Origin of the sequence: Streptomyces ambofaciens ATCC 23877 (assembly GCF_001267885.1) — a bacterium.
Lineage (GTDB): Bacteria > Actinomycetota > Actinomycetes > Streptomycetales > Streptomycetaceae > Streptomyces > Streptomyces ambofaciens.
The window spans coordinates 3,147,741-3,171,500 of sequence record NZ_CP012382.1 but is presented as its reverse complement, the minus strand read 5'-3'; the positions used below and the strand labels follow the sequence as shown (position 1 = coordinate 3,171,500).

The 23,760-nt window shown below is 72.2% G+C and carries 19 protein-coding genes; 17 read left to right on the top strand and 2 right to left on the bottom strand.

What is annotated here, in order from left to right:
- The first annotated feature begins 17 nt into the window (after positions 1 to 17).
- The 6 genes from SAM23877_RS14155 to SAM23877_RS14130 all read left to right on the top strand — a co-directional run bounded on the left by SAM23877_RS14155 (position 18) and on the right by SAM23877_RS14130 (position 9,222).
- On the top strand, positions 18 to 989 hold the full coding sequence (locus SAM23877_RS14155; RefSeq protein WP_053131868.1) for a LysR family transcriptional regulator: 972 nt from the start codon (positions 18 to 20) through the stop codon (positions 987 to 989).
- A 211-nt stretch (positions 990 to 1,200) separates the two neighbouring features.
- Positions 1,201 to 2,835: a hypothetical protein gene (locus tag SAM23877_RS41220; RefSeq protein ID WP_159041979.1), complete on the top strand. Its 1,635-nt coding sequence runs from the start codon at positions 1,201 to 1,203 to the stop codon at positions 2,833 to 2,835.
- Positions 2,835 to 5,030, top strand: coding sequence for a bifunctional polysaccharide deacetylase/glycosyltransferase family 2 protein (locus tag SAM23877_RS14145; protein ID WP_053131859.1), 2,196 nt, complete (start codon positions 2,835 to 2,837; stop codon positions 5,028 to 5,030). Before SAM23877_RS41220 ends, SAM23877_RS14145 begins: the two co-directional genes overlap by 1 nt.
- The gene (locus SAM23877_RS14140; RefSeq protein ID WP_053131855.1) at positions 5,027 to 6,439 is read left to right on the top strand and encodes an acyltransferase family protein; all 1,413 of its coding nucleotides are present in this window, start codon (positions 5,027 to 5,029) and stop codon (positions 6,437 to 6,439) included. Before SAM23877_RS14145 ends, SAM23877_RS14140 begins: the two co-directional genes overlap by 4 nt.
- 165 nt (positions 6,440 to 6,604) lie before the next feature.
- On the top strand, positions 6,605 to 7,966 hold the full coding sequence (locus SAM23877_RS14135) for a nitrate/nitrite transporter (protein ID WP_053131852.1): 1,362 nt from the start codon (positions 6,605 to 6,607) through the stop codon (positions 7,964 to 7,966).
- Positions 7,967 to 8,070: 104 nt separating this feature from the next.
- Positions 8,071 to 9,222: a uroporphyrinogen-III synthase gene (locus tag SAM23877_RS14130; RefSeq protein ID WP_053131849.1), complete on the top strand. Its 1,152-nt coding sequence runs from the start codon at positions 8,071 to 8,073 to the stop codon at positions 9,220 to 9,222.
- Between the two features lie 37 nt (positions 9,223 to 9,259).
- On the opposite strand, the gene SAM23877_RS14125 is transcribed toward SAM23877_RS14130, so the two are convergent.
- Positions 9,260 to 10,294, bottom strand: coding sequence for a DUF8094 domain-containing protein (locus SAM23877_RS14125; protein ID WP_053131847.1), 1,035 nt, complete (start codon positions 10,292 to 10,294; stop codon positions 9,260 to 9,262).
- Positions 10,295 to 10,658: 364 nt separating this feature from the next.
- On the opposite strand from SAM23877_RS14125, the gene SAM23877_RS14120 reads away from it, so the two are divergent.
- From SAM23877_RS14120 to SAM23877_RS14095, 6 genes are all read left to right on the top strand, one after another.
- Positions 10,659 to 11,249, top strand: a complete 591-nt coding sequence (locus SAM23877_RS14120; RefSeq protein ID WP_053131844.1) for a CGNR zinc finger domain-containing protein — start codon at positions 10,659 to 10,661, stop codon at positions 11,247 to 11,249.
- A 184-nt stretch (positions 11,250 to 11,433) separates the two neighbouring features.
- Positions 11,434 to 11,958 carry a sigma-70 family RNA polymerase sigma factor gene (locus tag SAM23877_RS14115; RefSeq protein ID WP_007450155.1) on the top strand — a complete coding sequence of 175 codons (525 nt, stop codon included), beginning with the start codon at positions 11,434 to 11,436 and terminating at the stop codon, positions 11,956 to 11,958.
- Positions 11,959 to 12,029: 71 nt separating this feature from the next.
- Positions 12,030 to 12,812: a zf-HC2 domain-containing protein gene (locus SAM23877_RS14110; RefSeq protein WP_053131834.1), complete on the top strand. Its 783-nt coding sequence runs from the start codon at positions 12,030 to 12,032 to the stop codon at positions 12,810 to 12,812.
- Between the two features lie 82 nt (positions 12,813 to 12,894).
- Positions 12,895 to 15,222, top strand: a complete 2,328-nt coding sequence (locus SAM23877_RS14105) for a HelD family protein (RefSeq protein ID WP_053131829.1) — start codon at positions 12,895 to 12,897, stop codon at positions 15,220 to 15,222.
- A gap of 440 nt (positions 15,223 to 15,662) precedes the next feature.
- Positions 15,663 to 17,078 (top strand): NAD-dependent malic enzyme, encoded by a 1,416-nt coding sequence (locus SAM23877_RS14100; RefSeq protein ID WP_053131825.1) that lies wholly within the window; start codon positions 15,663 to 15,665, stop codon positions 17,076 to 17,078.
- A 352-nt stretch (positions 17,079 to 17,430) separates the two neighbouring features.
- Complete coding sequence (locus SAM23877_RS14095; protein WP_003990598.1) at positions 17,431 to 17,712, top strand: HU family DNA-binding protein; 282 nt, start codon at positions 17,431 to 17,433, stop codon at positions 17,710 to 17,712.
- A 199-nt stretch (positions 17,713 to 17,911) separates the two neighbouring features.
- Here the strand turns inward: SAM23877_RS14095 and murA are convergent, their stop codons facing one another.
- A complete protein-coding gene (gene murA / locus SAM23877_RS14090; protein WP_053131822.1) occupies positions 17,912 to 19,258 on the bottom strand; it encodes a UDP-N-acetylglucosamine 1-carboxyvinyltransferase in 1,347 nt (448 codons plus the stop codon).
- A 235-nt stretch (positions 19,259 to 19,493) separates the two neighbouring features.
- Between murA and SAM23877_RS14085 the strand changes: the two genes are divergently transcribed.
- The 5 genes from SAM23877_RS14085 to SAM23877_RS14065 all read left to right on the top strand — a co-directional run bounded on the left by SAM23877_RS14085 (position 19,494) and on the right by SAM23877_RS14065 (position 23,760).
- Positions 19,494 to 20,066: a YqgE/AlgH family protein gene (locus tag SAM23877_RS14085; RefSeq protein WP_053131819.1), complete on the top strand. Its 573-nt coding sequence runs from the start codon at positions 19,494 to 19,496 to the stop codon at positions 20,064 to 20,066.
- An 82-nt stretch (positions 20,067 to 20,148) separates the two neighbouring features.
- Positions 20,149 to 20,442 (top strand): DUF3039 domain-containing protein, encoded by a 294-nt coding sequence (locus SAM23877_RS14080; protein ID WP_162492103.1) that lies wholly within the window; start codon positions 20,149 to 20,151, stop codon positions 20,440 to 20,442.
- Between the two features lie 188 nt (positions 20,443 to 20,630).
- Complete coding sequence (locus SAM23877_RS14075; protein WP_053131813.1) at positions 20,631 to 21,929, top strand: extracellular solute-binding protein; 1,299 nt, start codon at positions 20,631 to 20,633, stop codon at positions 21,927 to 21,929.
- Positions 21,926 to 22,918, top strand: coding sequence for a carbohydrate ABC transporter permease (locus tag SAM23877_RS14070; protein WP_053131811.1), 993 nt, complete (start codon positions 21,926 to 21,928; stop codon positions 22,916 to 22,918). Before SAM23877_RS14075 ends, SAM23877_RS14070 begins: the two co-directional genes overlap by 4 nt.
- Positions 22,915 to 23,760: a carbohydrate ABC transporter permease gene (locus SAM23877_RS14065; RefSeq protein WP_053131808.1), complete on the top strand. Its 846-nt coding sequence runs from the start codon at positions 22,915 to 22,917 to the stop codon at positions 23,758 to 23,760. Before SAM23877_RS14070 ends, SAM23877_RS14065 begins: the two co-directional genes overlap by 4 nt.

The window sequence follows — 23,760 nt, the reverse complement described above, 5'->3', positions numbered from 1 at the left end:
TGTTGTAAATTCGCCGGATGCCCGCACCCGCCCACCTCGACCCCCGCCTCCTGCGCGCCTTCGTCACCGTCGCCGAGGACCTGCACTTCACCCGCGCCGCCGCCCGCCTGTACGTCGCCCAGCAGGCGCTCAGCAGGGACGTACGGCGCCTGGAGCGGGAACTGGGCGCCGAGCTGTTCGTCCGGACCACCCGGCAGGTGACCCTCACGGCCGACGGCGAGCGGCTGCTGCCGTACGCCCGCCGCGTCCTCCAGGCGCAGGACGATCTCCTGGCCGCCTTCGGGCAGGCCCGCCCGCTGCTGGTCGACCTCAACTCCCCGGGCCTGGTCACCAACCGCCTGGTCCTGGAGCGGGCCCGCGGCCTGGCGCCCGAGGCGGAGTTGATGGCGCGGTACGAGAGCGGACTGACGTACGCTGCCGCCGAACTGCTCGCGGGCCGCCTCGACGCCGCCTTCGGCCGGTTCGCGGGCCTCGCCCCGGCACTGCGGGCCGGCCTCGGCCACCAGCCGGTGCGCTACGAGCCCATGGCGGTCGTCCTGCCCGAGGACCACCCGCTGGCCCGGCTGGACCGGGTTCCGCTCGCCGCACTCGCGGGCGAGACCGTGTACGCCGGGGCCGGCAACCCGCGCACGCCGGAGTGGACCGATCTCGCACACCGCCTGTTCGAGGGGCGCGGCATCGAAGTGGCATCACCCGTTCCGCTGGCCGTCGGGGAGGAGGAATTCCAGCGGATCATGGACAAGACGCGCAATCCGATCCTCGCCGTGGAGAGCTTTCCGGCCATGGCGTCGACGGTGGTGCGCCCCCTCGTCGATCCGGTGCCGCTGTCGCCGGTCTCACTGGTCTGGCGAAAGGGGCTGGTGCACCCGGGCCTTGAGGCGCTGCGCCGGGCGGCGGCGCAGGTCGCGGCCGAGAAGGGCTGGTTGCGCCGGCCCGCCGGAGGGTGGATTCCGGCCGTCGACGCCGGTGTGATGTCCGTTCATAAGTGACACGCGGGAACCACACATCCTCCGCGTGCGCTACATTCTTGGCCTGAGCACGGTGTGGTACAGGGGGCGCTCGAACCAGGTGGGGGCCGGTTCGGCCGACGAGTGCTCGGAGTCGTACGCGCACCCGGAACTGTCCCGTGGGGGGAAGTGCGTGCGCGTGAAGAATTGGCAAAAAGACGCCCAAGCGGAGGAGCCCGAGGCTGTGTCCGGGATGCGCGATTTCCCGGGTTCGGGACAGGACGCCGATGTCACCGACGTGTTTCCGCCCACGCGGGCCTTCCCGGTGACCGGGGAGACCCCGCACGCCGCGACGCCGTTCGGCTCGCCCGGCCGGGCCGGTGCGTCCGCCGGCTCCGCGGGCCCGGACGGGGCCGGGCCGGGATGGTTCGGGGCCGCCGGTGACGCCGCGCGTCGCCCCGGCGCGGGCCTCGGCGGCTCCGCCGAGGGTGCGGGCGGGCCGCGGAACACCGCCCGGCCGGCGCCGGAGACCGCCGCGACGCGCCCGCTCGACCCCCACGGCAACGCCGGCGCGACGGAGATCCTCGGCTCCCGGACGGGCGGGGACCGAATAGGCAGGGACCGAATAGGCAGGGACCGTACGGGTGGGGACCGCACAGGCGGGGACCCGACGCGCGCGTACCCGAACCCGGCGGGCGGGAGCCCGGCAGGCTGGGGCGCCGCGGGCCGGAGCCCGGCCGCCGACCCGCTGAACCAGGGCCGCATCACCTGGGGCAGCCCCACCCCGGCACCCGACACGACCCAGGCCGCCCCGAACCGGGCCGCCCCGAACCAGTCCGGCGTGAACCCGGCGGGTGCCCACCCGGCCCGGACCGCCCCGCTGCCTCGCCCCGTCGGCGTCACCCCCGCCGGGAACCGTCCGGGCGGCACCGGCGTGGACGCCGACGTGACCGACATCCTCCCCCCTGCCGTCCCGGGGTCCCCGGCCGAACCGACCCGCGCCTTCCCCGCGACCGCGCCCGGCCCCGCCACGACCGTCCTCAGCGACCCCTGGCAGGAGACCCCGGACGCCGACGCCGTCACCGACGCCGCCGATCACACGCACGACCCGCACGAGGTGACGGTCCAGCTCGACGCCGTGCAGCTCGGCGACGGCGTGATCCGCCGGGCCGAGAGCGGGCAGCACCGCAAGAACCGGCAGGAGAGCTCCGACGGACCCGTCTTCGTCGACGCGTCGGGACGCCGCAGCCGCCTGTACCGGCGCCTCGGCATAGCCGTCGGCGTCGCCTGCGCGGTCTACGCCGTGGTCATCGTCTCCACCCTGCTCTCCGGCAACTCCAACGCGCCCTGGCTGCCGGTGGAGGGCCAGCAGGAGGGCAAGCCGGCCGGCCAGGTCGACACCACCCCGCTGCCCTCGCAGTCGACGCTGCCCTCCGGCACCGGCAGCGCGGCCCCGCAGGCCAGCCCCTCGGCCGGCGCCGGCGTGACCACGGCGCCGGGTTCCGACACCTCCGCGCCCGGCACGTCCGGCACCGCGCGGCAGCCCGGCACCGGCACCGGCCCCGGCCCCTCGGAGACCGGGACCGGCACCCAGCCGGGCGGCGGCGCCACCGACCCCGGCCCGTCGCAGTCGACGCAGGCGCCGCCCCCCGTCAGCCCGGACCCGTCGGTCCCCACGGGCGGCGGCGACCCCACCGGCGACCCGACCGGACCCACCGTCGACCCCACCACCGGCACCGACCCGGGCGGCGGTGACACGACCGTCAACGGGGCCGGAGATCCCCTCTCCGCCGCCGGACCCGCCGCCGCACCCGTGGCCGCCGCCGGACCAGCGGGTACGGACCACACCCCCACGTCCTCTTCCCTGTCCCCGGAGAACACCCTCTGATGGCATCCCGCACCCGCCGTCACGGGGCCGCGCGCCGCGCCCGTGAGGGCTCTCGCCGCCGCCTGCCCTTGCGCCTGCTGCTTCCGCTGCTCGTCCTGGTCGCCCTCGCGGCCATGCTCATGCTGCGCGGCTACGTGCACAGCGAGATCCTCGCCGACCACCGCGTCCAGCCGCCCGCCGCCACCGACCGGGTGCCGGAGAAGATCCTGGAGGGCGGCCCGGTCATCGACGTCCGCGGCGGCCGCACCGAGAGCCTGAGCGTGCCCGACCACCACCTGGTCCTCACGTTCGACGACGGACCGGACCCGACCTGGACCCCGCGGGTGCTGGACGTGCTGAAGAAGCACGACGCGCACGGCGTCTTCTTCGTCACCGGCACCATGGCCTCCCGCTACCCCGACCTCGTCGAGCGCATGGTCGACGAGGGCCACGAGGTCGGCCTGCACACCTTCAACCACCCCGACCTCTCCTTCCAGTCCAAGAAGCGCATCGACCGGGAGCTGTCGCAGAACCAGCTCGCGATCACCGGCGCGGCCGGCATCCGCACCTCGCTCTTCCGGCCGCCGTACTCGTCCTTCGCCGACGCCATGGACAACAAGTCCTGGCCGGTCACCGAGTACATCGGCAGCCGCGGCTACATCACCGTCGTCAACAACACCGACAGCGAGGACTGGCAGCGGCCCGGCGTGGACGAGATCATCCGCCGCGCCACCCCGAAGAACGGCGAGGGCGCCATCGTCCTGATGCACGACTCGGGCGGCGACCGCAGCCAGACCGTCGCGGCGCTGGACCGGTTCCTGCCCGACCTGCAGAAGAAGGGCTACGAGTTCGACAACCTCACCGAGGCCCTGGACGCGCCCAGCGCCATGAGCCCGGTGACCGGTGCCGAGCTGTGGAAGGGCAAGGCCTGGGTCTTCCTCGTCCAGGCGTCGGAGAAGCTCACCGACGGGCTGGTGGTGGGGCTGGCGATCATCGGCACCCTGGTCATCGGCCGCTTCGTGCTGATGCTGCTGCTCTCCGGCATCCACGCCCGCCGGGTCCGCCGCAAGAACTTCCGCTGGGGTCCGCCGGTGACCGAACCGGTGACGGTGCTGGTGCCGGCGTACAACGAGGCCAAGTGCATCGAGAACACCGTCCTGTCCCTGATGGCCAGTGACCACCCCGTCGAGGTCATCGTCGTCGACGACGGCTCCACCGACGGCACGGCGCGGATCGTCGAGGCGATGGGACTGCCGGGCGTCCGGGTGATCCGCCAGCTGAACGCGGGCAAGCCGGCCGCGCTCAACCGCGGCCTGGCCAACGCCAGTCACGACATCGTCGTGATGATGGACGGCGACACGGTCTTCGAGCCCTCCACCGTCCGCGAACTCGTCCAGCCCTTCGGCGACCCGAAGGTGGGCGCCGTGGCCGGCAACGCGAAGGTCGGCAACAAGGACAGCCTCATCGGCGCCTGGCAGCACATCGAGTACGTGATGGGCTTCAACCTGGACCGCCGGATGTACGACGTGCTGCGCTGCATGCCGACCATCCCGGGTGCCGTGGGCGCCTTCCGCCGCTCCGCCCTCGAACCCATCGGCGGCATGAGCGACGACACCCTCGCCGAGGACACCGACGTCACCATGGCGCTGCACCGCGCCGGCTGGCGCGTGGTCTACGCCGAGAACGCCCGCGCCTGGACCGAGGCCCCCGAGACCGTCCAGCAGCTCTGGTCGCAGCGCTACCGCTGGTCGTACGGCACCATGCAGGCCATCTGGAAGCACCGTCGCGCGGTGATCGAGAAGGGTCCCTCGGGCCGCTTCGGCCGGGTGGGCCTGCCCTTCGTCTCCCTGTTCATGGTCCTGGCGCCGCTGCTGGCCCCGCTGATCGACGTCTTCCTGCTCTACGGCATCGTCTTCGGCCCGACGCAGAAGACGATCACGGCGTGGCTGGGCGTCCTCGCCATCCAGGCGGTCTGCGCCGCCTACGCCTTCCGGCTCGACCGCGAACGCATGACCCATCTGATCTCGCTGCCGTTGCAGCAGATCCTCTACCGCCAGCTCATGTACGTCGTGCTGCTCCAGTCCTGGATCACGGCGCTCACCGGTGGCCGGCTGCGCTGGCAGAAGCTGCGGCGCACCGGTGTCGTCGGGGCGCCCGGCGGCTCCGTGCCGCAGCAGCGGGCGCAGAGCCACGACGATCGGAGGCCCGTGGCATGACCCACGGACACACGACCGGTACGGGTGCGAACCCGGAGCCGGCCGGCCCCTACGGCACCCCGTACGCGGGCGGCCCGGGCACAGCCGCGGGAATGCCGAACGGAGCCGCGGGGATACCGAACGGTGCCGCGGGGATGCCCTACGCCGTCCCGCGGCAGCGCACGACGGAGCCCGCGCCGGTGTCCGCACCCGCGTCCGTCTCCGAGCCCGCCCCGCCCGCACCCGCCCCGGTCCCGGCCGCCGGGAAACCCGGCCGCGACCGGTACCTGGACCTGCTGCGCTCCATCGCCCTGGTCCGCGTCGTGGTCTACCACCTCTTCGGCTGGGCCTGGCTGACCGTGCTGTTCCCCTCCATGGGCGTGATGTTCGCGCTGGCGGGCTCGCTGATGGCGCGTTCGCTGAAGCGCCCGGCGCTGGGCGTGATCCGCGGGCGCGTGCGCCGGCTCCTGCCGCCGATGTGGGCGTTCGCCGCCGTCGTGCTGACGATGATGTTCGTCAACGGCTGGAACCCGGCCGATGACCCGGACCGCGGCGGCACCTGGGGCCTGGTCGAGCTGTTCAACTACCTCGTCCCGATCGGCGCCCCGCCCTACCCCTGGCACGTCGGCTCCCAGTCCGGCCTGCTGGAGGACACCTGGGCGGTGCAGGCCGCGGGACCGCTGTGGTACCTGCGCGCCTACCTCTGGTTCGTCATCGCGTCGCCGCTGCTGCTGTGGCTGTTCCGCAAGGCCCCCTGGCCCACGCTGCTCGCACCGCTCGGCCTGACGGCGGTCGTCGGCACGGGCCTGGTGACCATCCCCGGGGAGACCGGCAACGCGGTCACCGACTTCGCGGTCTACGGCGGCTGCTGGGTCCTGGGCTTCGCCCACCACGACGGTCTGCTGAAGCGGATCCCGCGGTACGTCTCCGTCTCCTGCGCCTCCCTCGTCATGGCCTTCGGCCTGTGGTGGGCCTCCAACCATCTGGGCCCCGACGGCTGGGACCTCAACGACATCCCGCTGGCCCAGGCCACCTGGTCGTTCGGGTTCGTCGTGATCCTGCTCCAGTACTCCCCCTCGTGGCAGGAACTCCCCGGCCGCCTGGCCCGGTGGGACAAGCTGGTGACCCTCTCCAACAACCGCGCGGTCACCATCTACCTGTGGCACAACCTGCTGATCATGGCGACGGTCCCGATCATCGACCTGGCGTACCAACTGCCCTTCATGCAGAGCGAGCGCGCGGTCGGTGCCCTCGACGGCGCGTACACGATCTGGATGTTCGCCCTCGTCTGGCCGCTCATCGGCCTGATGGTCCTCGCGGTCGGCTGGGTCGAGGACCTCGCGGCGAAGCGCCGGCCACGGCTGTGGCCGAACGGCACGAAGCGCTCCGCCGGCCGGCGGGCCACGACCACCCGGGCACACCGCGGCTGACCCACCTCGCCCGGCGCACCGGCCGCGGTCGTGCCGCGACCTCTCACCGAGCCGCCCCGCCGGGTGAGAGCAACGTTCCCTTCCGGTCATCCACAGCCCCACAGGTTCGAAACGCGCCCTCCCTACCGTCGGTGCAACCGAGCTACGGAGCACCGTGGAGGCGTCATGACAGTCCCTGGCGGCCGCTGGATCCAGCACTGGGATCCGGAGGACGAGACCTTCTGGAAGGAGACGGGGGAGCGGGTCGCCCGGCGGAACCTCTTCTTCTCCGTCCTCTCCGAGCACATCGGGTTCTCGGTCTGGACGCTGTGGTCCGTGCTGGTGCTCTTCATGGGCCCGGAGTACGGGCTCACGCCGGCGGACAAGTTCCTGCTGACGTCCGTGGTGACCCTGGTCGGGGCCGTCGTCCGGGTGCCGTACACCTTCGCGGTCGCGGTCTTCGGCGGGCGGAACTGGACGGTCGTCTCGGCGGGGCTGCTGCTCGTGCCGACCGTCGCGGCCTTCATGGTCATGGAGCCGGGGACGTCGTACTCGACCTTCCTCCTGGTGGGCCTGCTCGCCGGTGTCGGCGGTGGCAACTTCGCCTCCTCCATGACCAACATCAACGCCTTCTTCCCGCTCCGCAAGAAGGGCTGGGCGCTCGGCCTCAACGCCGGGGGCGGGAACATCGGCGTGCCGGTCATCCAGCTCACCGCCCTCGCGATCATCGGGGCGAGCGGCGGTCCGCGCGTCCTGCTCGGCATCTACATCCCGCTGATCCTGGTGGCCGCCGTCCTCGCCGCCTGCTTCATGGACAACCTCGCCTCCGTGAAGAACGACACCGGGGCCGCCAAGGACGCCGCCCGGGACGCCCACACCTGGATCATGGCGGTGCTGTACATCGGCACGTTCGGCTCGTTCATCGGCTACAGCTTCGCCTTCGGACAGGTGCTCCAGACCCAGTTCGGGCGCACCCCGCTCCAGGCCGCGTACCTCACCTTCATCGGCCCGCTGCTCGGCTCGCTGATCCGGCCGCTGGGCGGCAGGCTCGCCGACCGGTACGGCGGCGCCCGGATCACGCTGTGGAACTTCGTCGCCATGGCCGCCGCCACCGCCGTACTCGTCGCGGCCAGCATGGCCGGCTCGCTCGGGCTCTTCGTGGCCGTCTTCGTCGTCCTGTTCGTGCTCAGCGGGCTCGGCAACGGGTCCACCTTCAAGATGATCCCCGGGATCTTCCAGAACAAGGCGCTCGCCCGGGGGCTGACCGGCGAGGCGGCCATGGCGCACGGGCGGCGGCTCTCCGGTGCCTCCATGGGCCTGATCGGCGCGGTCGGCGCGCTCGGCGGCGTCGCCATCAACCTCGCCTTCCGGCAGTCCTTCCTCTCCCTGGGCTCGGGCACCGGCGCCTTCGTCGCCTTCCTCGCCTACTACGCCGTCTGCTTCGCCGTCACCTGGGCGGTATACCTTCGCCGCCCGGCCGTACGGACGCCGGACGGCCCGTCGGGCCCGGCGGAGCCGAAGGCCCGGCCCAGCTACGCCGAGGTATGACGTAACACTGGTGACATGAAGCGGAACCGAGCCTGTCACGCACCGTTGACAGGCTCGGTCGCCGTGCATGCAGCACGACGACCGGGACGATCGGGACGAGAGTGATGGACGACGAACGACAGCGATCCGACCACGGCCCCCTCGCCGGATTCACCGTGGGCGTGACCGCCGCCCGCCGGGCCGACGAGCTGGCCGCGCTGCTCCAGCGGCGCGGTGCGGCCGTCCTGCACGCCCCGGCGCTGCGGATCGTGCCGCTCGCCGACGACAGCGAACTGCTGGCCGCGACCAAGCAGCTCATCGACCAGGCGCCGGACGTCGTCGTCGCCACCACGGCCATCGGCTTCCGGGGCTGGATCGAGGCCGCCGACGGCTGGGGACTCGGAGACGCCCTGCTGGAGCGGCTGCGTGCCGTGGAACTGCTCGCGCGCGGGCCCAAGGTCAAGGGCGCGGTGCGGGCCGCCGGCCTGACGGAGGAGTGGTCGCCGGCCTCGGAGTCCATGGCCGAGGTGCTGGACCGGCTGCTGGAGGAGGGCGTCGACGGGCGCCGGATCGCCGTACAGCTGCACGGCGAGCCACTGCCGGGGTTCGTCGAGTCGCTGCGGGCGGGCGGCGCGGAGGTCGTCGGGGTGCCGGTGTACCGGTGGCTGCCGCCGGAGGACCTCGGGCCCGTGGACCGGCTGCTGGACGCGGCCGTCTCGCGCGGCGTGGACGCCGTGACGTTCACCAGCGCGCCCGCCGCGGCCTCCCTGCTGTCCCGCGCCGAGGAGCGCGGTCTGCTGCCCGAGCTGCTCGCCGCGTTCGGCCACGACGTGCTGCCCGCCTGCGTCGGCCCGGTCACCGCGGTGCCGCTCCAGGGGCACGGCGTGGAGACGGTCCAGCCCGAGCGCTTCCGGCTCGGCCCCCTCGTCCAGCTGCTCTGCCAGGAACTGCCGGGCCGCGCCCGAGCCCTGCCGGTCGCCGGGCACCGGCTGGAGATCCGCGGCCACGCGGTGCTCGTCGACGGGGAGCTCAGGACCGTCCCGCCCGCCGGCATGTCCCTGCTGCGGGCGCTGTCCCGGCGGCCGGGCTGGGTCGTGCCCCGCGCGGACCTGCTGCGCGCCCTGCCGGGCACCGGCCGCGACGAACACGCCGTCGAGACGGCGATGGCCCGTCTGCGTACGGCCCTCGGCACCCCGAAGCTGATCCAGACGGTGGTCAAGCGCGGCTACCGCCTGGCCCTGGACCCGGCCACGGACGCCAAGTACACGGACGCGTGAGGCGCCGCGCGGGTGCCGTCCGCGCGGCGCCCCGCGCTCACCGGGAGTCGACCATGCGGTACTCGACGGCGGTCACCCGCGGCTTGCCCTTCGGGTCCAGCACGGCGAGCGCCTGGCCCTGGAACTCGTCGGTGACCACGTCGCGCTCGGTGGCGTCGTAGAGGGACTCGTCGTCGGTGGGCGTGATGTCGAAGCCGCTCAGGTACTGCGGCTTGAGCATCAGCTCGCTGGTGTGCGCGGTCGGGAAGAGGGCGAGCGTGCTGCCGTCGGCGAGTTCGAGGGCGTACACCGCGGGGTGGGCCGGCTCCGCGGCGAAGTACCTCTCGGTGGCGTACTTCTTCAGGTCGTCGTCGGGGCCCTCCTCGTACACCTCGACCGAGTCCTTCGAGGTCTCGGTCGACGCGAACGTCCGCGCGGCCTTCTTCCTGCCGCCGGTCTCGAAGAAGTCCTCGTAGTGCTCGTCGAGTTGGTCGGGGGCGAGCGCGCCGACCCTCTTCGACGGGTCGGCGGGTGTGACGAGGCCCTGCTCGTCGACGGCGGCCTTCGGGATCGGAGCCTCGTCGGCGTAGACCGCCATGGTCATCCGGTACGTGCTGCCGCCGGCCCTGTCGAAGACCAGCAGCGCGCCCTCCTGGTCCGGGTCGGCGCTGGACCTGGCCTTGACGGCGAACCAGGTCACCCCGCTGTCGGCGGCCGGGATCAGGTACTCGCGGTCCGTGTAGCGGAAGGCCGACGCGTAGTGCTTCCGGTCCTCCTTCGACCAGGTCTCCCACTGCTGGTAGTCGGCCCTCGACTGCTCGTGGACCTGGCCGGTCTCCACGGTGCTCAGGAGCTTCTCGTCGCGCTCGGCGTTGGCGCGGTTGTTCACGCGCTCGTAGGTGTCGACCACCTTCGCGGCGGCCTCCTGCGTGAGCAGGCCCCGACGGGCCGCCTCGGTGCTCCGGGCGGGCGCGCCGTCGCCGCCCCGGTCCGCGTCACCGCCGCAGGCCGTGAGGGTGAGGGCGCCGGTCAGGCCGAGGGCGAGCACGGTGGGACGGCGCAGCCGCGAACGGCGGCTGGTGGGGCGGGACATGCGTGGGGTTCTCCTCGCGGATGGCGGACGTGGGGGGGGGAGCGCCGGGGTCTTCGAGGACGGCCCGGCCGGGTCGGCCCCGGGCGCCCGCCACACGGTACAAGTCGCGGGCCGGCGCGCCGAGTCGGGGTGCGCGGCGGCGGTCGTCCGGCCCCGCGCCCGGCCGGTGCGCCGACCCCGGTCACGGCAGGGCGGTACGAGGGGTTCCGGGCGCGGAAGCGGGCAGGCACTGTAGAGGGAGCGACTCGTCCCGCCCTCCGAGCGATTCACCCGTCCTCCGAGCGATTCACCCGCCCTCCGAGCGACCCACCCGCCCCCCTCTCCGGCCCGCGCCACCGGGCCATCCCTAGGCGGTGACAGGAACATGGCACTGGGTACGGCCACCGACCCGTACGAGCTGCGGTTCGACACCGGGCGGATCTGCCTCGACCTCATCGCCACCACCCACCCCACGGAGCGGCTGGAGTCCGTCGAGGTGCTGCGCGCCTGGATCACCGGCTCCGGACTCGTGCCGCCCGGCACCCCGCTGGCCCACGCCGACCCCACCTGGCTGACCGCCTTCCGTGAACTGCGCCGCGAGACGACGAGACTGGTACGCGGCCGGCCCGCGCCCCGGGCCCACCCGTACGACCTCGCGCTCGACCGCGTCAACGCCCTCGCCGCCGCGGCGCCCCCCGCCCCGCGCGCGGTCCACGGCGAGGGCGGCGTGCTGGTGCGGGAGCTGACCGGGCCGCCGGAGTGCGCCGCGCTGCTCGGCGCCCTCGCCCGGGACGCGGTGGAACTGCTCACCGACCCCGTCGCACGGGCGAGCCTGAGGCAGTGCGAGGGCGACAACTGCCCGATCGTGTACGTGGACACCTCCCGGGGCCGCCGCAGGCGCTGGTGCTCCAGCGAGATCTGCGGCAACCGCGAACGCGTCGCCCGGCACCGCAGACGCGCCGCCCTCGCCCGGTAACTCCCCCCGCGTCCCCTTCGTCACGCGTCCCTCAGAAAACTGTCGACGCGCTTTGAACGCCCCGCACTTCGCGCACGTACCGGATGGGCGAGCGACCGACTGGGGGAACCCCCGGACATCGGAGGTGGGCGTGCGCAAAGATTCCGTCGTGGCCGGTGAACGTGGTGCGAGGGCCCGACATCGCATGTCCCAGTCGTCCTCGGAACCCGATGAGGAGCTGATGCGCGCCCTGTACCGGGAGCACGCGGGCCCCTTGCTGGCGTACGTGCTGCGGCTGGTCGCGGGGGACCGGCAGCGCGCCGAGGACGTCGTCCAGGAGACGCTCATCCGTGCCTGGAAGAACGCCGGTCAGCTCAACCGTGCGACCGGATCGGTACGCCCCTGGCTGGTGACGGTCGCCCGGCGCATCGTCATCGACGGCCACCGCAGCCGGCAGGCCCGGCCGCAGGAGGTCGATCCGTCGCCGCTGGAGGTCATCCCCGCGGAGGACGAGATCGACAAGGCGCTGTGGCTGATGACGCTGTCGGACGCGCTCGACGACCTGACCCCGGCTCACCGTGAGGTCCTCGTCGAGACGTACTTCAAGGGGCGTACCGTCAATGAGGCGGCGCAGACACTGGGCATACCCAGCGGCACCGTTCGCTCCCGGGTGTTCTACGCCCTGCGTTCGATGAAGCTGGCACTGGAGGAGCGGGGGGTGACGGCGTGATGAGCGGGTACGGGGGAGTTCAGGGATTCGGCGGGGGATTCGGCCCGGGTGACACGGGTAATTCTGTCCCCATGCAGGGGTCACCGGCGCCGAACGAGCACGAGACCGTCGGCGCCTACGCCCTCGGCATCCTCGACGACGCCGAGGCGACCGCCTTCGAGGCCCACCTCGCCGGCTGCGAGTGGTGCGCCCAGCAGCTCGACGAGCTGGCCGGTATGGAACCGATGATGGCCGCGCTCGCGGACCTGCCGGGCACCGGCACCCCCGCGATCGCCGAGTCGCTGACGGCCAAACCCGGCCCGCGGCTGGCGGAGAGGCTCGTCGACGAGGTCGCCGAGCGCCGGGCGAGCAAGCGGCGCCGCAACTTCTACCTGGTGGGCACCGCGGCCGCGCTGATCATCGGCGGTCCGTTCGCCGCCGTGGCGACCACGGGCGGCGGCGGTGACGACGGTGGCGGCGGCCGGAGGACCGAGGCGTCGCAGCAGACCGCCGGTCCCGCCGAGTCCGCCTTCGCCGCCATGCCCGACCGGGTCACCGCGACCGACCCGGCCACCGAGGTCAGCGCGACCGTGGCGCTGGAGAAGAAGGCCTGGGGCACCGAGGCCGTCCTGGAACTGAAGAACGTCAAGGGGCCCCAGAAGTGCTCCCTGATCGCCGTCGGCAAGAACGGCGAGCGGGAGACGCTCAGCTCCTGGACCGTCCCGGACTGGGGCTACGGCATCCCGGACGCCACCACCGAGAAGGCGAAGAAGCCGCTCTACGTGCACGGCGGCGCCGCCTTCGAACCCAACCAGATCGACCACTTCGAGGTCATGACCTTCGACGGCGAGCGGCTGGTGGAGGTGGACGCGTAGCGCGGTCCCCCGGCGTGGCGTAGCTTCCGGCGCCCCCTTCGCGTACCTTTGACGGCTGCCCAGCACGTCAGAAGGGGGCCCGGTGGCCGCACAGGCGCAACAGGACTCAGCGGTCGACTCGGTGCACGACTCCGTACGGGAGAAGTCCGCACGGGAGGACTCCGTACGGGACCGAGAGATCAGCGTGGAGCAGGCACACCTGGACCGGGTGTACCGCCGGCTCGAGGAGAAGATCCACGAGGCCGAGTTCCTCATGCACGACGCCGCCCAGCGCGGCCACGTCGGCACGCCCGGCGCACTGGCCGAGCGCGACGCGCAGGTCTTCCGGGCCGGCATCCACCTCAGCCGTCTGAACAACGAGTTCGAGGACTTCCTCTTCGGCCGGATCGACCTGCTGCTCGGCAGGGACGGCAAGAAGGGCCCGGACGGCGCGTACACGGCGGTGGAGCCCGCCGAGGGCGCCCTGCGGCCCGACCACACCGCCGACATCGCCGAGACCCTGCACATCGGCCGCATCGGCGTCCTGGACGAGGACTACGCCCCGCTGGTCATCGACTGGCGGGCGCCCGCCGCCGCCCCCTTCTACCGTTCCACGCCGGTCGACCCGGGCCGGGTCGTGCGCCGCCGGGTGATCCGCTCCAAGGGGCGGCGCGTCCTCGGCGTCGAGGACGACCTGATGCGGCCCGAGGTCCGGGCCCGGCTGGACGGCGAGGAGCTGGCCGTCGTCGGCGACGGCGCCCTGATGGCCGCCCTCGGGCAGGCCCGTACCCACTCCATGCGGGACATCGTGGCCTCCATCCAGGCCGAGCAGGACCTGGTGATCCGCGCCCCCGCCGCCTCCGTGACGTACGTCGAGGGCGGCCCCGGCACCGGCAAGACTGCCGTCGCCCTGCACCGGGCGGCGTACCTGCTCTACCAGGACCGGCGCCGGTACGCGGGCGGCATCCTGATCGTCTCCCCGACCCCGCTGCTCGTGGCGTACACCGAGGGCGTGCTGCCCTCCCTCGGCGAGGAGGGCCAGGTCGCGATCCGCGCGATCGGCTCACTCGTCGACGGCGTCGAGGCCACGCTGTACGACTCCCCGGCCACCGCCCGCGCCAAGGGCTCCTCCCGCATGCTCAGGGTGCTGCGCAGGGCCGCGCGCGGCGCGCTGGAACCGGAGGGCTCGCCCACCCTGCTGCGCGTCGTCGCCTTCGGCCGCCGCCTCGAACTGGAGGGCGAGGAGCTGGCCGGCATCCGCCGCACCGTCCTCGGCGGCACCGCGCCCGTGAACCTGCTGCGCCCCCGCGCCCGCCGGCTGATCCTGGACGCCCTGTGGGAGAAGTCGGGCGCCGGCACCCGCCACTCCGACCCCGAGCTGGCCGCCGAGCTGCGCTCCTCCTTCGACGAGGACGTCAGTTCCGAGGACTCCTTCCTCGCCTTCCTCGACGCCTGGTGGCCGGAGCTGACCCCCGGCGCGGTGCTGGCGGCCATGGCCGACGAGCGGCGTCTGGGCCGCTGGGCCCGGCGCATCCTCACCCCGGGCGAGGTCCGCAAGGTGGCCCGCTCGCTGCGGCGCGAGGGCCGCACCGTGCACGACATCGCGCTGCTCGACGAGCTCCAGGCGGTGCTCGGCACCCCGGCCCGCCCCCGCAAGCGGCGCGAGCTGGACCCGCTGGACCAGCTGACCGGCCTGGACGAGCTGATGCCGCAGCGCGAGGAGACCCAGTGGGAGCGCGCCGAGCGCCTCGCGCAGGAGCGCACCGAGTACGCGCACGTCATCGTGGACGAGGCGCAGGACCTGACGCCCATGCAGTGGCGGATGGTAGGCCGCCGCGGCCGGCACGCCACGTGGACCGTCGTCGGCGACCCGGCGCAGTCCTCGTGGTCCGACCCCGACGAGGCGGCGGCGGCCCGTGACGAGGCCCTCGGCACCCGCCCGCGCCGCCGCTTCGAGCTCACCGTCAACTACCGCAACCCGGCGGAGATCGCCGAGCTGGCGGCCAGGGTGCTCGCCCTCGCCATGCCGGGCTCCCCGTCCCCGACGGCGGTGCGCTCGACCGGCGTGGAACCGCGGTTCGCGGTGGTGGAGGAGACCCTCGCCCGGTCGGTCCGGGCGGAGGCGGCCCGGCTGCTGGACCTCGTCGACGGCACCGTGGGCGTCGTGGTGGCGATGAACCGCCGCGAGGAGGCCCGGCGCTGGCTGGCCGGGCTCGGCGACCGCGTGGTGGCGCTCGGCAGCCTGGAGGCCAAGGGCCTGGAGTACGACGCCACGGTCGTCGTCTCGCCGGCCGAGATCGCCGACGAGTCGCCCGCCGGGCTGCGTGTGCTGTACGTCGCCCTGACCCGGGCCACCCAGCAGCTGACGGTCGTCTCGTGCGAGCGGGACGAACCGGACGCCGCGGGGGTACCGGACCTGCTCCGCGACTGAGCGCGCCGGTGCGGGCGGATCGGCCCGCACCGGAGCACGCGAGAGGCCCGCGCCGTCCGGCGCGGGCCTCTCGTCTGCGTTTAGGTGGCACCGACCCGCCATGCTCGCCTCGCGGCAAGTGGTCGCTCGTAGCGACGAAGGTTGGGCCCGGGGGCTTGGATCGAGCCGGTGCCACGTCCACGGTAACAAACGATCCCCGCAAGACAATTCCCGTCCCGCGGGTTCTTCGGCCGACCCGGGCGCCGCTTCCGGATCCCCCTTCCGTACGGAGGCGACTTCTCGTATGGTGGAAGTCGTTTTCCGAAAGTATCGCCCTCCGGTGCGGGAACGGCGCGCGAACAAAAAGTTCGCAATCCGGGGCGGCTACCACGTACTCGGTGGTAGGTGCGACGATCGGACGGCACAACGCAGCTACACGGTGAAAGCAGAGGAAGTCGGCCATGGCAACGGCGCCCAGCGTCTCCTACTCGATGACGGTCCGACTGGAGGTGCCCGCGGGCGGAACCGCCGTCTCGCAGCTCACCACCGCGGTGGAGTCCGCCGGCGGCTCGGTCACCGGCCTCGACGTCACGGCCTCCGGCCACGACAAGCTCCGTATCGACGTCACCATCGCCGCCGGCTCGACCTCCCACGCCGACGAGATCGTGGAGCAGCTGCGCGGCATCGAGGGTGTCAGCCTGGGCAAGGTCTCCGACCGTACCTTCCTGATGCACCTCGGCGGCAAGATCGAGATGGCGTCGAAGCACCCCATCCGCAACCGTGACGACCTGTCCATGATCTACACGCCGGGTGTGGCGCGGGTCTGCATGGCGATCGCGGAGAACCCCGAGGACGCCCGCCGCCTGACCATCAAGCGCAACTCCGTTGCGGTCGTGACGGACGGCTCGGCGGTGCTGGGCCTGGGCAACATCGGCCCCAAGGCCGCGCTGCCGGTCATGGAGGGCAAGGCGGCCCTGTTCAAGCGCTTCGCCGGTATCGACGCCTGGCCGCTCTGCCTGGACACGCAGGACACCGACGCGATCGTCGAGATCGTGAAGGCCATCGCCCCGGGCTTCGCCGGCATCAACCTGGAGGACATCTCCGCGCCCCGCTGCTTCGAGATCGAGGCCCGGCTGCGCGAGGCCCTCGACATCCCGGTCTTCCACGACGACCAGCACGGCACCGCGATCGTCGTCCTCGCCGCCCTGACCAACGCCCTGCGCGTCGTCGACAAGCCCATCGAGAACGTACGGGTCGTCATGTCCGGTGCCGGGGCCGCCGGTACCGCCATCCTGAAGCTGCTGCTGGCCGCCGGCGTGAAGAACGCCGTCGTCGCCGACATCCACGGCGTGGTGCACGCCGGCCGCGCGGACCTGGTCGACGCCGCGCCCGAGTCGGCGCTGCGCTGGATCGCCGACAACACCAACCCCGAGGGCCTCACCGGCACCCTGAAGGAGGCCGTGCACGGCGCGGACGTCTTCATCGGGGTCTCCGCCCCGAACGTCCTGGACGGCGAGGACGTGGCCGCCATGGCGGACGGCGCGATCGTGTTCGCGCTCGCGAACCCCGACCCCGAGGTCGACCCGGCGATCGCCCGCCAGACCGCGGCCGTCGTCGCCACGGGCCGCTCCGACTTCCCGAACCAGATCAACAACGTGCTGGTCTTCCCGGGCGTGTTCCGCGGTCTGCTGGACGCCCAGTCCCGCACGGTCAACACCGAGATGATGCTGGCCGCCGCGCACGCCCTCGCGGACGTGGTGACCGAGGACGAGATCAACCCGAACTACATCATCCCGTCCGTCTTCAACGACAAGGTCGCCGGCGCCGTCGCGGGCGCCGTGCGGGAGGCCGCGAAGGCCGCCGGGGTGGTGGCGTAGGTTCCCGGTGCCGGGGAAGGCGGCCTGTGGCGTGGTGGTGAGGATCATCACGGCGGGCCGCCCCACCGGCGCGTCGCGGAACGGACGGCCTCGGATCGCCCTCTAGGGTGGCGCAAGGCTCAGGCCCTCTCATCGTGTGACTCCCAAGGGTGTTCTCACGACTCCTGGGGGTGCCGGATTGGCTTTACCGCCGCAGGTGGAGGCAGGATGCCTCCCTGGGCGCGAGGGTCTGACGACCGACCCGGGTCCGGGGAGTGTCCGAGGCCCCTGGCAGCATCGGCATCGCTGTGCCCAACATGCGGCTCCGCCGCGTGGCACGCCTCAACGGCAAGAAGAACACGGGAGTAACAACATGAACCGCAGTGAGCTGGTGGCCGCGCTGGCCGACCGCGCCGAGGTGACCCGCAAGGACGCCGACGCCGTGCTGGCCGCGTTCGCCGACGTCGTCGGCGACATCGTCTCCAAGGGCGACGAGAAGGTCACCATCCCCGGCTTCCTGACCTTCGAGCGCACGCACCGTGCCGCTCGCACCGCCCGCAACCCGCAGACCGGCGAGCCGATCCAGATCCCGGCCGGCTACAGCGTCAAGGTCTCCGCGGGCTCCAAGCTCAAGGAAGCCGCCAAGGGTAAGTAAGCGCTCCGCTTCGAGCGCCGGGGTCTGCGCGGGCCGTTCGCACGGCGTGCCGGTCGTCTCGCGGCCGCGGGCCGTGTGTGGCTGGTCGCGCAGTTCCCCGCGCCCCTTCCGGGGCGCACAGCACGACGCCGATGGGGCGGTCACCGATGGGGCGGTCACCCGGACTCGGGTGACCGCCCCATCGGCGTCGTCGTGCCGTCTAGCCGAGTGCCTTGCCCGGCAGCTCGACCTTGGCTCCCAGCTCCATGAGCTTGTCCATGAAGTTCTCGTAGCCCCGGTTGATCAGGTCGATGCCGTGGACCCGTGAGGTGCCCTGGGCCGCGAGGGCGGCGATGAGGTAGGAGAAACCGCCGCGCAGGTCGGGGATGACCAGGTCGGCGCCCTCCAGCTTCGTCGGGCCGGAGACGACCGCCGAGTGCAGGAAGTTGCGCTGGCCGAAGCGGCAGTCGGAGCCGCCGAGGCACTCGCGGTAGAGCTGGATGTGGGCGCCCATCTGGTTGAGCGCGGAGGTGAAGCCCAGGCGGGACTCGTAGACCGTCTCGTGGACGATGGACAGGCCCGTCGCCTGCGTCAGGGCGACCACCAGGGGCTGCTGCCAGTCCGTCTGGAAGCCGGGGTGCACGTCCGTCTCCAGGGCGATGGACTTCAGCCGGCCGCCCGGGTGCCAGAAGCGGATGCCCTCGTCGTCGATCTCGAAGGCACCGCCCACCTTCCGGTAGGTGTTCAGGAACGTCATCATCGAGCGCTGCTGGGCGCCGCGGACGTAGACGTTCCCCTCGGTCGCCAGCGCCGCGGAGGCCCAGGAGGCGGCCTCCAGGCGGTCCGAGAGGGCGCGGTGGGTGTAGCCGCCGAGCTCGTCCACACCGGTGATGCGGATCGTGCGGTCGGTGTCCATCGCGATGATCGCGCCCATTTTCTGCAGGACGCAGATCAGGTCCTCGATCTCCGGTTCCACGGCCGCGTTGGACAGCTCCGTGACGCCCTCGGCCAGCACGGCCGTCAGCAGCACCTGCTCGGTCGCGCCGACGGACGGGTACGGCAGCCGGATCTTCGTGCCGCGCAGCCGCTGCGGGGCCTCCAGGTACTGGCCGTCGGCCCGCTTCTCGATCTTCGCGCCGAACTGCCGCAGCACCTCGAAGTGGAAGTCGATGGGCCGGCCGCCGATGTCGCAGCCGCCGAGGCCCGGGATGAAGGCGTGCCCGAGGCGGTGCAGCAGCGGGCCGCAGAACAGGATCGGGATGCGCGACGAGCCCGCGTGGGCATCGATGTCGGCGACGTTCGCGCTCTCCACGTGCGAGGGGTCGAGCACCAGCTCGCCGGGCTCCTCACCGGGACGGACGGTCACCCCGTGCAGTTGCAGCAGTCCGCGTACGACCCGCACGTCGCGGATGTCCGGCACGTTGCGCAGCCGGCTCGGCGCACTGCCCAGCAGGGCGGCCACCATGGCCTTCGGCACGAGGTTCTTCGCACCGCGGACCCGGATCTCGCCCTCGAGCGGGGTTCCGCCGTGGACAAGCAGTACGTCATCAGCGCCGTTGACGGTCATGAATCTCGCGTTCCGTGGGGTTCGGGCAGGGGCCAGAAGGGAAAGGGTAGTCGCCTTGTACCCCGGTCGAGTAAGTCCGCGCACGGTCGACCGACGTCATGGATTTGTCACAACACGTGGCGTTCCCCGGCGCACACGGGGGGTCACGGCCGCGGAGCGCGCGCGGGGTGCTTGTTCACCCCCGTGCCTCCGATTGCCTCCCCACGGGAGGGGAACATGCGGGATCATGTCTGGCATGACCGAGGTGTCCTCGCTCACGGGGCGGCTGCTCGTGGCAACGCCCGCCCTGGCGGACCCGAACTTCGAGCGTGCGGTGGTGCTCCTCCTCGACCACGACGAGGAGGGCTCCCTCGGTGTCGTCCTCAACCGGCCCACGCCCGTCGACGTGGGCGACATCCTGGAGGGCTGGGCCGACCTCGCCGGCGAACCCGGCGTGGTCTTCCAGGGCGGCCCGGTCTCGCTCGACTCGGCGCTGGGTGTCGCCGTCGTCCCCGGCGGGGCGTCCGGTGAGCGCGCGCCGCTGGGCTGGCGCCGGGTGCACGGCGCGATCGGCCTGGTGGACCTGGAGGCGCCGCCGGAGCTGCTGGCACCGGCCGTGGGCGCCCTGCGGATCTTCGCCGGGTACGCGGGCTGGGGCCCCGGGCAGCTGGAGGACGAGCTGGGCGAGGGCGCCTGGTACGTGGTCGAGTCCGAGCCCGGCGACGTGTCGTGTCCGTCCCCCGAGCGGCTGTGGCGCGAGGTCCTGCGCCGCCAGCGGGGCGACCTGGCGATGGTGGCGACCTACCCGGACGACCCCTCGCTCAACTGATCCGGCCCCGCCGGTCCGCGTCCCGCCGTCCCGGCCGGTCCGTGTGAGCTACGAAACCCCGGCTTTCAGTACCCTGGCACTCATGAGCACTCTCGAGCCCGAGCGCGGGACTGGTACGGGGACCCTCGTAGAGCCGACGCCGCAGGTGTCCCACGGTGACGGCGACCACGAGCGCTTCGCCCATTACGTCCAGAAGGACAAGATCATGGCGAGCGCCCTCGACGGCACCCCCGTCGTGGCGCTGTGCGGCAAGGTCTGGGTACCGGGGCGCGACCCGAAGAAGTACCCGGTCTGCCCCATGTGCAAGGAGATCTACGAGTCCATGAGCGGCGGCGGCGACGAGGGCAAGGGCGGCAAGGGCGGCGACAAGAAGTAGCAGACCCCCCGGCCGGACTTCCCGAAGGCCCCCGGAGTGTGCCCGCGCGCACTCCGGGGGCCTTCGCGTTGTCACGAAGTGGTGGAGACCTCTTGTGGACATGTTCATGTACTCCATAACCTCCTGGGTGTTGTGCAGAGCGAAACCGTCATTGCATATGTTGCAACGCACGCCCGGAGGAACACTCCATGAAGCTCGCCCCCCGCCTCGCCGTACTGCTGGCCGCCGCCGCGGTCACCGCGACCGCCTGCGCCCCCCAGACGTCCGACAACTCCTCCTCCGGCAAGGACGAGAAGAGCGGCACGCTACGGGTCTGGCTCTTCCAGGAAGTCGACACCAAGCCGAAGGAGAAGGTCGTCGACGCGGTCCTGGCCGACTTCGAGAAGGCGCACGAGGGAACGGAGGTCGACGTCGAGTACATCCCCGTCGAGACCCGCGCCCAGCGCATCAAGGCCGCCTTCAACGATCCCGACAGCGCCCCCGACGTCATCGAGTACGGCAACACCGACACCGCCGGCTACGTGAAGGACGGCGGACTCGCCGACGTCACGAAGGAGTTCGGCGCCTGGGACGAGGCCAAGGACACCGACCCCACCGCCCGGCAGTCGGTCACCGTGGACGGCAAGGTCTACGGCGCCCCCTACTTCGTCGGCGTCCGGGCCCTGTACTACCGGACCGACGTCTTCGACGCACTCGGCCTCGAGCCCCCCGAGTCGCTGGACGAGCTGGCGTCCACCGCGCGCAAGGCCAGGGCGGCCCGGCCCGACCTCTACGGCCTCGCGGTCGGCGGCGCCTACACCTACGGCGCGATGCCCTTCATCTGGGCCCACGGCGGCGAACTCGCGACCGGCAAGGGCGGTTCGTACGCCTCGGCCCTCGACAGCGCCGCCGCCCGCAAGGGCGTCGAGGCGTACACGTCCCTCTTCGGCGACGACAACTGCCCCGCGGCCAAGTGCGCCGGCATGGGCGGCAACGACACCGTCACCGCCTTCGCCTCGGGCAAGGCGGCCATGGCGATCGGCGGCGACTTCAGCCACCAGGCCGTGGAGGCGGGGAAGGTGAAGGGCAAGTACGCGGTGGTGCCGCTGCCCGGAGTCGAACCCGGCTCGATCGCACCGGCTTTCGCGGGCGGCAACAACATCGGCGTCCTCAAGAGCACCTCCCACCGCACCCTCGCCGTCGACCTGATGAAGCGGCTCGCGTCCAAGCGGGCGCAGGGCGAGCTGTTCGACGCGATGGGCTTCCTGCCGACCTACACGGACGTGCGGCAGCAGGTGGCGGCGAAGGAGCCGTTCGTGAAGCCGTTCGTCGACACCCTCGCCGCGGGCACGAAGTTCGTGCCGGCCTCGGCGGCCTGGGCGACGATCGACTCCTCGCTGGTGCTGCCGACCATGTTCCAGGAGGTGGTCAGCGGCAAGAAGGACGTGGGCGCCGCCACCGGGGACGCGGCGAAGAAGATGGACGACGCGTTCGGCTCCGCCGGATGACGGGGGTGACCAAGAGCTTGACCGGCGCTGTCCGGGGGGCGGTGGGGGTGCGTCGCGGCGCGTCGCGCCCACGTGGCGGCAGCCGCACCTCCAACACGGCCCCGCGCCCCACGGGGGGCGCTGTCGGCACCCCCTGGCTCTACCTCGCGCCCGCTCTCGTCGTCCTCGGCGGACTGCTCGTCTACCCCGTCTACCAGCTCGGGCTGATCTCCTTCCTGGAGTACACGCAGGCCCAGGTGTCCGGCGGCGAACCGACCACCTTCCAGGGGCTGGGCAACTACGCCGAGCTGTTCGGGGACGGCGAGTTCTGGCGGGTGCTGCTCGCCACCGTCGTGTTCGCGGCGGCCTGCGTCGTCTCCACCCTGGCCGTCGGGTGCGCCCTCGCCGTGCTGCTCACCCGGGTGCGCGCCGTGCCGAGGCTCGCGCTGATGCTCGCCGCGCTCGGCGCGTGGGCGACCCCCGCGGTCACCGGTTCGACGGTCTGGCTGCTGCTCTTCGACCCGGACTTCGGTCCCGTCAACCGGATGCTGGGCCTCGGCGACCACTCCTGGACGTACGGGCGCCTGAGCGCCTTCGCCCTCGTCCTGCTCGAAGTGGTCTGGTGCTCCTTCCCGTTCGTCATGGTCACCGTCTACGCCGGGATCCGGGCCGTACCCGCCGAGGTGCTGGAGGCCGCCGCCCTGGACGGCGCCTCGCAGTGGCGCATCTGGCGCTCGGTCCTCGCCCCGATGCTCAGGCCGATCCTGGTGGTCGTCACCATCCAGTCGGTCATCTGGGACTTCAAGGTCTTCACCCAGATCTACGTCATGACCAACGGCGGCGGCATCGCCGGCCAGAACCTCGTCCTCAACGTCTACGCCTACCAGAAGGCGTTCGCGTCCTCGGAGTACAGCCTGGGCTCCGCGATCGGCGTCGTCATGCTGCTGATCCTGCTCGCCGTGACACTGGTCTACCTGCGGTTGCTGCGCCGCCAGGGGGAGGAGCTGTGAATCTCGTGCGCGCGCGTGTGCGCCGTCCGTGGCGGCTGGCGGCCGAGGCCTCGGCCCTGCTGATCGCGGTCGTGGTGGCCTTCCCGCTGTACTGGATGGTGCTGAGCGCCTTCAAGCCGGCCGGGGAGATCGAGTCGACCGCGCCGCGGCCGTGGACCCTGGAGCCCTCGCTCGACTCCTTCCGGCGGGTCTTCGGGCAGCAGGAATTCGGCCGCTACTTCCTCAACAGTCTGCTCGTGGCGGGCACCGTCGTGGTCGCCTCCGCGCTGATCGCCTTCCTCGCGGCGACCGCGGTGACGCGTTTCCGGTTCCGGTTCCGGACCACCCTGCTGATCATGTTCCTGGTGGCCCAGATGGTGCCCGTGGAGGCACTCACCATCCCGCTGTTCTTCCTCATGCGGGACTTCGGCCAGCTGAACACGCTGGGGTCGCTGATCCTGCCCCACATCGCCTTCTCGCTGCCGTTCGCGATCTGGATGCTCAGGGGCTTCGTCAAAGCCGTTCCCGAGGCGCTGGAGGAGGCCGCCTACATCGACGGGGCGAGCCGGGCGCGATTCCTGTGGCAGATCCTCTTCCCCCTGGTCTTCCCGGGGCTGGTGGCCACCAGCGTCTTCTCCTTCATCTCGACCTGGAACGACTTCCTGTTCGCCAAGTCGTTCATCATCAGCGACACCTCCCAGTCGACGCTGCCGATGGCGCTGCTGGTCTTCTACAAGCCGGACGATCCGGACTGGGGCGGGGTGATGGCCGCGTCCACGGTGATGACGATTCCGGTGCTGGTCTTCTTCGTACTCGTGCAACGACGACTCGTCTCCGGCCTCGGCGGAGCGGTGAAGGACTGA

What these genes read in the sequence shown, in the direction of transcription:
- SAM23877_RS14120 (WP_053131844.1), top strand. Translation starts at nt 10,659, where the DNA reads ATGGCACTGGGTACGGCCACCGACCCGTACGAGCTGCGGTTCGACACC.
- SAM23877_RS14085 (WP_053131819.1), top strand. Translation starts at nt 19,494, where the DNA reads ATGACCGAGGTGTCCTCGCTCACGGGGCGGCTGCTCGTGGCAACGCCC.
- SAM23877_RS14115 (WP_007450155.1), top strand. Translation starts at nt 11,434, where the DNA reads ATGTCCCAGTCGTCCTCGGAACCCGATGAGGAGCTGATGCGCGCCCTG.
- SAM23877_RS14130 (WP_053131849.1), top strand. Translation starts at nt 8,071, where the DNA reads ATGGACGACGAACGACAGCGATCCGACCACGGCCCCCTCGCCGGATTC.
- SAM23877_RS14110 (WP_053131834.1), top strand. Translation starts at nt 12,030, where the DNA reads ATGCAGGGGTCACCGGCGCCGAACGAGCACGAGACCGTCGGCGCCTAC.
- SAM23877_RS14070 (WP_053131811.1), top strand. Translation starts at nt 21,926, where the DNA reads ATGACGGGGGTGACCAAGAGCTTGACCGGCGCTGTCCGGGGGGCGGTG.
- SAM23877_RS14075 (WP_053131813.1), top strand. Translation starts at nt 20,631, where the DNA reads ATGAAGCTCGCCCCCCGCCTCGCCGTACTGCTGGCCGCCGCCGCGGTC.
- SAM23877_RS14145 (WP_053131859.1), top strand. Translation starts at nt 2,835, where the DNA reads ATGGCATCCCGCACCCGCCGTCACGGGGCCGCGCGCCGCGCCCGTGAG.
- SAM23877_RS14095 (WP_003990598.1), top strand. Translation starts at nt 17,431, where the DNA reads ATGAACCGCAGTGAGCTGGTGGCCGCGCTGGCCGACCGCGCCGAGGTG.
- SAM23877_RS14140 (WP_053131855.1), top strand. Translation starts at nt 5,027, where the DNA reads ATGACCCACGGACACACGACCGGTACGGGTGCGAACCCGGAGCCGGCC.
- SAM23877_RS14125 (WP_053131847.1), bottom strand. Translation starts at nt 10,294, where the DNA reads ATGTCCCGCCCCACCAGCCGCCGTTCGCGGCTGCGCCGTCCCACCGTG.
- SAM23877_RS41220 (WP_159041979.1), top strand. Translation starts at nt 1,201, where the DNA reads ATGCGCGATTTCCCGGGTTCGGGACAGGACGCCGATGTCACCGACGTG.
- SAM23877_RS14135 (WP_053131852.1), top strand. Translation starts at nt 6,605, where the DNA reads ATGACAGTCCCTGGCGGCCGCTGGATCCAGCACTGGGATCCGGAGGAC.
- SAM23877_RS14155 (WP_053131868.1), top strand. Translation starts at nt 18, where the DNA reads ATGCCCGCACCCGCCCACCTCGACCCCCGCCTCCTGCGCGCCTTCGTC.
- SAM23877_RS14080 (WP_162492103.1), top strand. Translation starts at nt 20,149, where the DNA reads ATGAGCACTCTCGAGCCCGAGCGCGGGACTGGTACGGGGACCCTCGTA.
- murA (WP_053131822.1), bottom strand. Translation starts at nt 19,258, where the DNA reads ATGACCGTCAACGGCGCTGATGACGTACTGCTTGTCCACGGCGGAACC.
- SAM23877_RS14100 (WP_053131825.1), top strand. Translation starts at nt 15,663, where the DNA reads ATGGCAACGGCGCCCAGCGTCTCCTACTCGATGACGGTCCGACTGGAG.